Source organism: Mycoplana sp. BE70 (genome assembly GCF_031455855.1).
GTDB lineage: Bacteria > Pseudomonadota > Alphaproteobacteria > Rhizobiales > Rhizobiaceae > Mycoplana.
The window spans coordinates 193,355-204,804 of sequence record NZ_JAVDTM010000004.1; the positions used below are offsets into that span (position 1 = coordinate 193,355).

The window sequence follows — 11,450 nt, forward strand, 5'->3', positions numbered from 1 at the left end:
CCAGGGTGCTGCGAAACGACATTATCCGAAAGACCTGAGATGACCGAATACGAAGGCCTCGCTCCGGCGATGGCAAGCGCGTTGGCAAAACGCGGTTACACCACCCTGACCCCGGTGCAGAAGGCCGTTTCCGACCCGACGCTGAGCGGTGCGGACGTCCTGGTCTCCGCGCAGACCGGCTCGGGGAAGACCGTTGCCTTCGGCCTGGCGCTGGCCCCGACGCTGCTGGAAGGCGAAGACCGCTTCGGCCCGGCCGCAGCGCCGCTGGCGCTGGCGATCGCTCCGACGCGGGAACTGGCACTGCAGGTGAAACGCGAACTCGAATGGCTTTACGGCGAGACGGGCGCGGTAATCGCCTCCTGCGTCGGCGGCATGGACATCCGCAATGAACGCCGGGCACTCGATCGCGGCGCACAGATCGTCGTCGGCACGCCTGGGCGGCTGCGCGACCACATCGACCGTGGCTCGCTCGACCTCTCCGGCCTGCGCGCCGTCGTCCTCGATGAGGCGGACGAGATGCTCGACCTCGGTTTCCGCGAAGATCTCGAATTCATTCTCGACGCGGCACCCGAAGAGCGGCGCACGCTGATGTTCTCTGCGACGGTGCCGCGGGCGATCGAGGAACTGGCGCGCAGCTACCAGCGCGACGCCATCCGCGTATCGACCGCGGCCGAACGTGGCCAGCACGTCGACATTGAGTACCGTGCCCTGGCGGTCACGCCATCCGACCGCGAGAACGCCATCATCAACGTGCTGCGCTATTATGAGGCGCAGACGGCGATCGTGTTCTGCTCGACGCGCGCTGCCGTCAACCACCTGACCGCCCGCTTCAACAATCGTGGCTTCTCCGTCGTGGCGCTCTCGGGCGAACTGTCGCAGAACGAACGCACCCATGCGCTGCAGGCGATGCGCGACGGCCGCGCCCGCGTCTGCATCGCCACCGACGTGGCCGCGCGCGGCATCGACCTGCCGAACCTCGAACTGGTCGTGCACGCCGACCTGCCGACGAACCCGGAAACGCTGCTGCACCGCAGCGGCCGCACCGGCCGCGCCGGCCGCAAGGGCGTCAGCGCGCTGATCGTTCCCCTCCCCGCCATGCGCAAGGCCGAGCGCCTGCTTGCCGGTGCCAGGATCAAGGCGGAATGGGCCTCGCCGCCTTCTGCCGACGAGATCCTGCGTCGTGATGACGAGCGGCTGCTGGCCGATCCGGTCCTCAGCGAGCCGATCGCCGAGGATGAAAACACCTTCGTCGACACGCTACTTTCCACCGTCGAGCCCCGGCAGATCGCCGCTGCCTTCGCGCGGCTCTATCGCGCCGGCCGTTCGGCGCCGGAAGACCTGAGAGAGGTCAACCTCGACCAGCGGCGCGCGCCGCGGGAACGCACACATGCAGACGGAGCGGAGCCGACACCACGACGCCCGCGCGAAGAATTCGGTCCTGCGCGGTGGTTCTCCATTTCGGTCGGACGCAAGCAGAACGCCGAGCCCCGCTGGTTGATCCCGATGCTGTGCCGGAACGGCGACCTCACCAAGAACGAGATCGGCGCGATCAAGATGCAGCAGGACGAGACCTATGTGGAGCTTTCCGCAGACGTCGCCGACGCATTCCTCGCCAAGATCGGACCGAAGCGCCTACTGGAGAAGGGCATTCGCGTCACGGAACTGGACGGCACACCCGACCTGACGGCCAAGCCGCGCGGCAAACCTGCCTTCGATAGGCCTGCGTTCGATAAGCCAGACCGCTTCCGCAAAGAGCGCGATTACGGCGACGAGCGTGACGGGGGCAAGCCGAAGCGCAAGTTCGACAAATTCGAAAAGCGCCCCGCTACCGCAGAAGCTGGCGACAGACCGTTCCGCAAGGACGCGTCCAAGAGCCCGCGCACGGCAGGAAATTCCGACGAAGCCCCCGCCTGGAACAAACCAGGTTTCGGCAAGAAGCCCTCTCAGGGCAAGGAATTCCATGGCAAGGAATTCCAAGACAAGGGCTTCAAGGACGCCGGTTTCAAGGGCAAGGGGCCGCGTGCAAAGGGGCCGCAGGGCGACGCTCCGTTCGTCAAGAAGAGGAAGGCCAAGAAATCCAACGGCTAGCCGAGCCGTGCTTGAGATGTCGCCCCGCTCCATATGAAGCGGGGTGGCACGATCGCATCTGATCAAGCCCGCTTCGTCGTGCCCCCACGGCCACAGCCTGCCGCGACAAGCAAAGGCTAAAGCGAATCCCACTTCTCCAATGGGGCGAACCCGCCTATCTTCCTTGCAACTGGAAGGGTCATCGAGTCGGGTAACGGCGATTTCATCGTCGGTGGGGCGAATGGCAGATAGGGAAACGCTTAGGGGCCACACGGGGCTTTGCGTCACGGAGCGCCTTACCGAGGCTTTCTGGGAGCACTATCGCCGCCTGCAGGACGCCGTATCAACCGACAACGCCCCACTCGTCTGCCGTCTCGATCGCGAACTGACCTCCTCCCTGACAGCGCTCGTCGATCACCTGACGAACGATACCGCCGGACAGCAAGTCCAGTTCACGGCACTGCTGCGGCTGCTGCGCGAAGAAGCGGACGACGCCGCAAGTGTCCGCAGCAACGCGGATCTGATCGAAGCACTTCTCCGGCGCTACATCATCGTGCGCACACCCACCGACACCGGCGGCCTTCCCGCCTTGTCAGCGCCGATCCGCAACGGCGTGCTTGACGTGGGCCAGTTGGACACCTTGCCGGAACGCGTTTCGGTCGTGACTACCGATTATCGCTACCTCTATGCCAACACGACCGATGCGGCCCGACTAAACCGAAAGCCGCACGAACTCATCGGCTGCCATGTGCGCGACGTCGTCGGCGCAGAACGGTTTGACAGCCGGATCAAGACCAATCTCGACCGTTGTTTTTCAGGAGAGACGGTAGAGCATACGAATGCACGGGAAATGGACGGCAAGGTCGTGGTGATCCGGCGCAGGCTGACACCCTGCTATGCAGAGGACCAGCCATTGATCGGTGCGCTTGTCGTAATCCAGGAAGGTCCCGACCGCCGCCGGCGTGCGGGTTGAACTTCAGCAGCGAACAGAACTCATGGATTGATCCGTTCGAACCATTGGTCCTCATCGATCACTTCGACGCCGAATTCGCGCGCCTTGTCGAGCTTCGAGCCCGCCCCCGGTCCCGCGACGACGAGATCCGTCTTCTTGGAGACCGAACCAGACACCTTGGCGCCAAGCCGCTCGGCCATGGCCTTGGCCTCGTCGCGTGACATCTTCTCCAGCGAGCCGGTGAAGACGACGGTCTTGCCGGCGACGGGGCTATCGCTCGCGACCGGCACTTCCGCCGCCTCGGGCATCACCTCCAGAAGCAAGCGCTCGATGACGTCTAGATTGCGCGGTTCCTTGTAGAACTCGACGATGGAACGTGCCACGACCTCGCCGATCCCGTCGATGCGGTTGAGCTCGTTCCAGGCCTCGCCGCTGAGAGAGACGGCCTCCTGCATCCCGGTCTCGAAGGCTTGATAGGTTCCGTACGCACGCGCGAGCAGTTTCGCGGTCGTTTCGCCGACGTGGCGAATGCCGAGCGCATAGATGAAGCGGTTGAGCGCAATGGTGCGACGGGCGTCGATCGCGTCGTATAGCTTGCGCACGCTGACGCGGCCGAAGCCCTCGATGTTCTCCAGTTTGGTCAGGGAATCGGCCTGGCGCTTCTCCAGCGTGAAAATCTCCGGCGCTGTGCGGATCGTCAGCGCCGGATCCTCCGCCTCGAAGAAGAAATCGATCTGCTTGGAGCCGAGCCCCTCGATATCGTAGGCGTTGCGGGAGACGAAGTGCTTCAGATGCTCCACCGCCTGGGCGCGGCAGACAAAGCCGCCGGTGCAGCGCCGCACCGCGTCGACCTTGCCGGATTTCTCATTGATGTCGCGCACGGCATGGCTGCCGCAGACCGGGCAGGTCTTGGGAAACTCGTACGGCACCGCGTCCGACGGCCGCTTTTCCAGCACCACGTCGACGATCTGCGGGATCACGTCGCCGGCGCGCTGGACGATCACGACGTCGCCGACGCGGATATCCCGCCCCTCGCGGATCGGCTCGCCGCTGTTGCCCACCCCGCGGATATAGTCCTCGTTGTGCAGCGTCGCATTGGTGACGACGACACCGCCGACGGTCACCGGTTCAAGCCGCGCGACCGGGGTGAGTGCACCGGTGCGGCCGACCTGGATATCGATCGCCGTCAGCGTCGTCAGCGCCTGCTCGGCAGGAAATTTGTGCGCCGTCGCCCAGCGTGGCGACCGGGAGCGGAAACCCAGGCGCGCCTGCAGGTCGAGCTGGTCGACCTTGTAGACAACGCCGTCGATGTCGTAGTCGAGGTCCGGACGGGCAAGGCCGATCTCGCGGTAGTGGGCGATGATGTCCTCGACCTTGAACAGCCGCTTCATCAGCGGGTTGACCGGGAAGCCCCAGGCCTTGAACGTTTCCACCATGCCAAGCTGCGTTTCGGCCGGCATGTCCGACATCTCGCCCCAGGCGTAGGCGAAGAAGCGGAGCTTCCGACTCGCCGTCACCGCCGCGTCGAGCTGGCGCAGCGACCCGGCGGCGGTGTTGCGCGGGTTGACGTAGGTCTGCTTGCCTTCCGCGGCCATCTGCGCGTTCAGCGCCTGGAAATCGCTCTTGGCCATATAGACCTCACCGCGCACCTCGGCGATTGCCGGGGCGCCCGCAGGCAGGCGTTTGGGGATCTCGTTGATGGTGAGGATGTTGGCGCTCACGTTCTCGCCGGTGGTGCCGTCACCGCGGGTGGCGGCGTTGACGAGCCTGCCGTTCTCGTAACGGATCGACATGGAAAGGCCGTCGATCTTCGGCTCTGCAGTGAAGGCGATCGAATCATCCGGCAGACGACCGAGGAAGCGGTAGACGGAGGCGATGAAGTCGCGCACGTCTTCGTCGGAGAAGGTGTTGTCGAGGGACAGCATCGGCCGGGCATGGACGATCGGCGCAAAGGTCGGCAGCGGCGCGGCGCCGACCCGGCGGGAGGGGCTGTCGGCGCGCACCAATGCCGGAAAGCGCGCCTCGACCGCCTCATTGCGGCGCTTCAGCGCGTCATAGTCCGCATCGGAGATCTCCGGCTGGTCCTTGCCGTGGTAAAGCTCGTCATGCCGGGCGATCTCCGCCGCCAGATAGGCGAGTTCCGCCGCCGCCGCCTCCTCGGTCAGGTTTTCGACGGGGATCTTTTCGATTGCCATGGCCCACTCCGCGATTCCGAGAGATCGGTTTTAGAGCAACTGCGATGAAAGGGAAGACGATTGCGGGGCGCACACGTCTACATACAGCGGGCAAAAGACATCTCAGCGCACTTCGCTGCCCCTCGCCCTAACCCTCTCCCCGCAAGCGGGGAGAGGGAACGAGTTTGCCGCGGGTCTCGCCGACGGGTTTGCCACGGGTTTCGCCGGCGGGTTTACCACGGGTCTCGCCGGTGGGTTTGCCGCAGGTCTCACCGGCGGAGGTCGCCACCGGCCTCACTGGCGAGGCCGGATTCGACGGGACGGCATATGCCCTTCGCCCTGCCTGCGGGGAGAAGGTGCTGGCAGGCGGATGAGGGGCTACTGAAACTTAGAAGAGAGAAAGCGGGAAATCAGATGAAGGTCGCAACGGCCGGCCCCGGCCTCAGCCGCCGCCCGACAGCAATCGTGCCGCCGCCGCCCTCGCCTCTTCCGTCACCGACGCGCCGGCCAGCATGCGGGCAATCTCCTCGGTGCGAGCGCCATCGTCCATGCGGGCGACGCGGGTGGCGACCGCCTCGCTGCCTTCGATCGGCCCCTTGGAAATCAGAAGGTGGGTGGCCGCGCGGGCCGCTACCTGCGGCGCGTGCGTGACGGAAAGCACCTGCACCGTCGAGGAGAGGCGCTTCAGCCGCTGGCCGATCGCGTCGGCGACCGCGCCGCCAACGCCGGTATCGATTTCGTCAAAGACCAGCGTCGGCGCAGAGCCGCGGTCCGCAAGTGCCACCTTGAGCGCCAGAAGAAAGCGCGAAAGCTCACCGCCCGACGCCACCTTCATGATCGGTCCGGGGCGCGTGCCAGGGTTGGTCTGGACATGAAACTCGACGGTGTCGATGCCATCCTCGCCGCCGCCGTCAGGATCGGTGGTGATGTTGACCATGAAGCGTGCGCGCTCGAGCTTCAGCGCCGGAAGCTCCGCCATCACGGCCGCGGCAAGAGCCTCGGCCGTATGGTGGCGGCGATCCGAGAGCGCGCGCGCCGCAACGTCATAAGCCGCCCGCATATCGGTCACGTGCTTCTCGAGTTGGACCAGCTTCTCCTCGCCGGCGTCGAGATCGGCGAGATCGGCGATCATCTTTGCGGCGAGCGCGGGGAGCCCGGCAACGGGAACGGAGTATTTGCGCGAAGCGGCGCGCAGCGCGAACAAGCGCTCTTCCGTCCGCTCCAGCAGCTTCGGGTCGAATTCGGTCTTGCGCAGCGCCGCGTCCACCGCCATCTGCGCATCGGAAAGCTGGTCGACGGCACGGCCAAGAAGCTCGACGGTTTCCTCCAGCAGGCCCGGAGCCTCCTGGCTCTTGCGCTCCAGCCGGCGGACCATCGAGGCGATGACCGGGACCGGCGAAGCATTGCCGTTGAGAAAATCGCTCGCCTCGTTGATGTCGCCGGCGATGCGCTCCGCCTTCATCATGCGGGCGCGATCCTCGGCGAGCAGTTCCTCCTCGCCATCCTGCGGGGAAAGCTTCTCCAGCTCCTCGACGGACGAGCGCAGGTAGTCCGCTTCGCGCGCTGCCGCCTCGACCCTTTCACGATGGCGCCGAAGCGCGCGTTCGGCCTCCCGCCAGCGCTGGTAGAGGACTGCAACCTCGCCCGCCGGCTCGCCAAGCCCGCCGAAGGCGTCGAGCAGGATCCGGTGGGCATCGGTGTCGATCAGCGCCCGGTCGTCGTGCTGGCCATGGATCTCGACAAGTCGCTGGCCGGCCTGGCGCATCAATTGCACCGAGATCGGCTGGTCGTTGACATAGGCCTTGGTGCGCCCATCCGCCGATTGCACGCGGCGGAAGATGAGATCGCCATCGTCATCGATGCCGTTGCTGCGCAGCAACATACGCGCCGCATGACTGGACGGTACATCGAATACGGCGGTCACCTGGCCCTTGTCGAGACCGTGGCGTACGAGCGCGCCGTCCCCTCGCCCGCCGAGGGCGAGCGACAGGCTGTCGAGCAGGATGGATTTGCCGGCGCCGGTTTCACCGGTCAGCACGGACAGGCCGGCATCGAACCCCAGATCAAGCCGTTCGATCAGGACAATATCGCGGATCGAAAGCTGTGCCAGCATCCGGGACCATATCTCTTTTCTCAGGCGCCGATGAGCTTCTTGCCAGCGCGCGAAATCCAGGAACCAGCGTTTTCACGCGGCTCCAGCCCCTTGGACTGGAGCAGCTTGTAGGAATCCGCATACCACTGGCTGTCCGGGTAGTTATGACCGAGGACGGCCGCAGCGGTTTGCGCCTCGCTGGCAAGACCCATTGCATAATAGGATTCGACGAGACGCGCGAGCGCTTCTTCGATCTGGTTGGTGTTGCCGTACTGCTCCACAACCGTGCGGAAGCGCGTGATGGCGGCGAGGTATTCCTTCCGCTCCAGATAGTAGCGGCCGACCTGCATCTCCTTGCCGGCCAGCTGGTCGCGGGCGAAACGGATCTTGGTCTGGGCGTCTTCGACGTACTCCGACTTCGGGTACTTCGTGACGACGTTCTGCATCGCCTCGATCGTCTTGGTGGCCGCCCGCTGATCCTGGGTAACGCTCGGGATCTGCTTCGCATAGGCGAGGCCGACGATGTACTGCGCGTAGGCCGCATCCTCCGATTCGGGATAGAGGTTCAGGTAGCGGTTGCCGGCGGCAATCGCCTCCTCGGTCTGTCCCTGGCGGTAGCTGACGAAAGCGTTCATCACGAGTGCCTTGCGGGCATATTCGGAGAACGGATGCTGACGGTCGATGGCCTCGAACTTCCGCGAGGCTTCCGTGACTTTGCCCGCGTTCAGGTTGGCTAGGCCCTGGTTGTAGAGAACTTCAGGCGGATCGGTCTCGCCGGCCAGCTTGGTAATGTCGATGTCGGGATCACTCTGGCAAGCCGTCAGCGCAACCGGCGCTGTCAACAGGAAGGCGACGCAGACAATTCGCGTCCAATGCTTCGCACCAACAGTCCCTGCAATATTCATCTGACAATCCCAAAATCAGCGCGGCGCCCTTGCCGAGCGCCGTCAATAGCCTTGCGTTCTATCCTCAAACTCGCGCGGACCGCAACGCCATGCAGGCGCATTGACGCAATTTTGTGGCAAACTATGTGTGAAAACACCAAGATGTGGGAAACATCCCCGGCCTTATGCAGACCAGGGAGCAAACCCGGGTGCGTTGACGGCCGTGAGCTCCCGCTTGCCGGCGCGGCGCGGTGCAGTTGCCTCCACCACTTCATAGGCGGTGCGATCGTTCAGCAACGCCTTCAGCGCATGCGCATTCATCTTGTGGCCACCGCGATAGGAGCGGTAGCAGCCGATGAACTGCGCCCCGGCCAACGCCAGATCGCCGACGGCGTCGAGCGTCTTGTGACGGGCAAATTCGTCCCTGTAGCGAAGGCCCTCGACGTTGATCACCACGTTGTCGTCGGAAATAACCACCGAATTCTCGAGTGACGACCCGAGCGCGTAGCCGGCGGCCCAAAGCCGCTCCACATCGCGCATGAAGCCGAACGTGCGGGCACGCGAGAGTTCGCTGCGGAAGGTTGCGGGCGTCAATTCCCCCTTCCAGGCCTGGCGACCGATCAGCGGGCAATCGAAATCGATTTCCACTTCAAAGCGCGTGCCGTCGTGCGGCAGGAACTCCGCCCAGGACGCACCGGCTTCGACGCGAACAGGCTTGACGACGCGGATATAGCGGCGCTTGACGGCGAGCGGGCGCAATCCCACCTGGTCGATCGCGTCGATGAACGGCGCTGAGCTGCCATCCATGATCGGCATTTCGGCGCCGTGAACCTCGATCAGGACGTTGTCCAGCGAAAGCGCATAAAGCGCTGCCATCACGTGCTCGACGGTCGCGATCGACTTGTCCGGCGAAAAGCCGAGAACGGTGCAAAGATCCGTATTGCCGACCTGCCCGGAGACCGCGCGATATTCGCTGACGCTGCCGTTGTCATGCACGCGTTGAAATACGATGCCACTATCGGCCTCGGCCGGATGGAAGGTGATCGAAACGACGGCGCCGGAATGGACGCCGGTTCCCGAAATCGTGACCGGGCTCGAGATCGTCGTCTGAAAACCCAGCAAGCTAATGGACATTTCCTATTGCCTTGTTCTGCACTGGCACCACGCCAGTCGTCTTTATCTGTCGAGCGCGCCTTGCAACCACTGAGATCCGCGTTTGAGGCTGCGCTACCGAGGCCACCGCCGTGCGGTAAAAATCGCCCTTGAATCAAGGCCATGCCCTCGTTTTCGGCCGGAATGTAGTTGTGCGCCTCTTCCCTTACAAATCACTGTTTCTTTCGATATGTTACGCCTTGACCACCAAACTTAACCGTTTGATTAAAAACGATAAAAGCAAAAGACCCGGATCACGGATCCGGGTCTTTTGACATCTTCCGTTACAATTTCAGTTAGACTGCCGGCGCAGGAACGCCGGGATCTCGAGTTGGTCATCCTCGCTGAGTGCGCGCGGCTGCGGATTGGCGCGGCCGTGGTCGTCGAGCTGGCCGCGACGCGGCGCATAGAGGCTGGCCTCCGGCGACAACGTCCGGCGCTGCGGCGCCGGAACGGCCTCTGCCGCGGCCTGCGGCTCCTCTTCCTCACGGCGGGAGAGCGACGAGGTAAGGCGTCTCAGCAGGCCCATCGGTCCGCGTTCCTCGGCCTGAACCTGCGCCGGCTGGCTGCGGTGCTCAACCTCTGCCTGGACGACGGGTGGGAAGTCCTCGATTCGCGGCATGCGAGTCGCGACCGGCTCCTGGCGGATGACCGGTGCGGCCGGCTCTGCGCGCGGGGCGACCGGCACTGCGGCGACCGGCTGCTGGAACTGCGGCTGCGGGATCGGCGCCGGGCGTGCGGCGACCGGGGCCTCTGTGGCCGGTGCTGCGGCAAAGAGGCGGCTCTGCGGCCGGAATTCCTCCTGCGGAGTTGCAGCCGCCCTTGCCTCCGGCAGAGCCAGTTCGCGCTCGAGGCCGAGTTCCGCCGCCAGGATCGTCTCGGAGATCGGATCGGCAGTGCGGAGCGGCTGGGCGGCGACAGGCTGCGGTGCGGCCGGCTGGCTCATCACCGGAGCCGGTGCAACCGGCTGCGACACCTGAGGCTGAACCGGAACGGCAGCGGACGGACGGATCAGCGGCTTGCTTGCGCCACGAAAATCGGCGTTCTTGCCAGACATTTCCGCGGCGGCGCGATCGATGCCGGTCGCAACGACGGAGACGCGGATCAGCCCCTCCAGTTCCTCGTCGAAGGTCGCGCCGAGAATGATGTTGGCGTCCGGATCGACTTCCTCGCGGATGCGGGTCGCCGCCTCGTCGACTTCGAACAGGGTCAGGTCGCGGCCGCCGGTGATCGAGATCAGCAGGCCCTGGGCGCCCTTCATCGAGGTTTCGTCGAGCAGCGGGTTGGCGATCGCAGCTTCGGCGGCCGCCATTGCGCGGCCCTCGCCGGAAGCCTCGCCCGTGCCCATCATCGCACGACCCATCTCGCGCATGACCGAGCGGACGTCGGCGAAGTCGAGGTTGATCAGGCCTTCCTTGACCATCAGGTCGGTGATGCAGGCGACGCCCGAGTAGAGGACCTGGTCGGCCATCGCGAAGGCATCGGCAAACGTCGTCTTGTCGTTGGCGATGCGGAACAGGTTCTGGTTCGGGATGACGATCAGCGTGTCGACCGACTTCTGCAGTTCCTGGATGCCCTGCTCGGCCAGCCGCATGCGGCGACCGCCTTCGAAGTGGAACGGCTTGGTGACGACGCCGACGGTCAGGATGCCCTTATTGCGGGCGGCCTGGGCGACGATCGGAGCAGCACCGGTGCCCGTTCCGCCGCCCATGCCGGCGGTCACGAAGCACATGTGGGTGCCGTTCAGATGGTCGATGATCTCGTCGATGCACTCCTCGGCGGCCGCACGGCCGACCTCGGGCTGCGAACCGGCGCCGAGACCCTCGGTGACCTGGGCGCCCATCTGGATGATCCGCTCGGCCTTCGTCATGGTCAATGCCTGGGCGTCCGTGTTGGCGACGACGAAATCGACGCCCTGCAGCCCTGCGGTGATCATGTTGTTGACCGCATTGCCACCGCCGCCGCCAACACCAAAGACGGTGATGCGGGGCTTCAGCTCAGTGATGTCGGGCTTCTGCAGCTTGATCGTCATTGTACCTGTTCCTTTTGTCTGTTCTGGCCTGCATCGCCACACCGGCCAATATCCCAAAAACTCGATTCCGTTTTTCCCGCTACGCACGCACTCGCGG

At 64.7% G+C, this 11,450-nt stretch carries 7 protein-coding genes; 2 read left to right on the plus strand and 5 right to left on the minus strand.

Features of this window, described 5'->3' with window-relative positions; genetic code table 11:
- Positions 1-39: 39 nt before the first annotated feature.
- Positions 40-2,088: a DEAD/DEAH box helicase gene (locus tag J2Y48_RS09440; protein WP_310416252.1), complete on the plus strand. Its 2,049-nt coding sequence runs from the start codon at positions 40-42 to the stop codon at positions 2,086-2,088.
- 220 nt (positions 2,089-2,308) lie between these two features.
- Positions 2,309-3,040 carry a PAS domain-containing protein gene (locus tag J2Y48_RS09445; protein WP_310416255.1) on the plus strand — a complete coding sequence of 244 codons (732 nt, stop codon included), beginning with the start codon at positions 2,309-2,311 and terminating at the stop codon, positions 3,038-3,040.
- 20 nt (positions 3,041-3,060) lie between these two features.
- On the opposite strand, the gene ligA is transcribed toward J2Y48_RS09445, so the two are convergent.
- The 5 genes from ligA to ftsZ all read right to left on the minus strand — a co-directional run bounded on the left by ligA (position 3,061) and on the right by ftsZ (position 11,353).
- Entirely contained in the window at positions 3,061-5,214 is a 2,154-nt protein-coding gene (gene ligA / locus J2Y48_RS09450; protein ID WP_310416258.1) for an NAD-dependent DNA ligase LigA, read from the minus strand.
- Between the two features lie 421 nt (positions 5,215-5,635).
- Positions 5,636-7,306 carry a DNA repair protein RecN gene (gene recN, locus J2Y48_RS09455; RefSeq protein WP_310416261.1) on the minus strand — a complete coding sequence of 557 codons (1,671 nt, stop codon included), beginning with the start codon at positions 7,304-7,306 and terminating at the stop codon, positions 5,636-5,638.
- A gap of 20 nt (positions 7,307-7,326) precedes the next feature.
- Entirely contained in the window at positions 7,327-8,190 is an 864-nt protein-coding gene (locus J2Y48_RS09460; protein ID WP_310416264.1) for an outer membrane protein assembly factor BamD, read from the minus strand.
- 162 nt (positions 8,191-8,352) lie between these two features.
- On the minus strand, positions 8,353-9,303 hold the full coding sequence (lpxC, locus tag J2Y48_RS09465) for a UDP-3-O-acyl-N-acetylglucosamine deacetylase (RefSeq protein ID WP_310416267.1): 951 nt from the start codon (positions 9,301-9,303) through the stop codon (positions 8,353-8,355).
- 310 nt (positions 9,304-9,613) lie between these two features.
- Complete coding sequence (ftsZ, locus tag J2Y48_RS09470) at positions 9,614-11,353, minus strand: cell division protein FtsZ (protein ID WP_310416271.1); 1,740 nt, start codon at positions 11,351-11,353, stop codon at positions 9,614-9,616.
- Positions 11,354-11,450 lie beyond the last annotated feature (97 nt).

Excerpts from the sequence above, each read along its gene's own strand:
- J2Y48_RS09440 (WP_310416252.1), top strand. The coding sequence starts at position 40 with ATGACCGAATACGAAGGCCTCGCTCCGGCGATGGCAAGCGCGTTGGCA.
- J2Y48_RS09445 (WP_310416255.1), top strand. The coding sequence starts at position 2,309 with ATGGCAGATAGGGAAACGCTTAGGGGCCACACGGGGCTTTGCGTCACG.
- ligA (WP_310416258.1), bottom strand. The coding sequence starts at position 5,214 with ATGGCAATCGAAAAGATCCCCGTCGAAAACCTGACCGAGGAGGCGGCG.
- recN (WP_310416261.1), bottom strand. The coding sequence starts at position 7,306 with ATGCTGGCACAGCTTTCGATCCGCGATATTGTCCTGATCGAACGGCTT.
- J2Y48_RS09460 (WP_310416264.1), bottom strand. The coding sequence starts at position 8,190 with ATGAATATTGCAGGGACTGTTGGTGCGAAGCATTGGACGCGAATTGTC.
- lpxC (WP_310416267.1), bottom strand. The coding sequence starts at position 9,303 with ATGTCCATTAGCTTGCTGGGTTTTCAGACGACGATCTCGAGCCCGGTC.
- ftsZ (WP_310416271.1), bottom strand. The coding sequence starts at position 11,353 with ATGACGATCAAGCTGCAGAAGCCCGACATCACTGAGCTGAAGCCCCGC.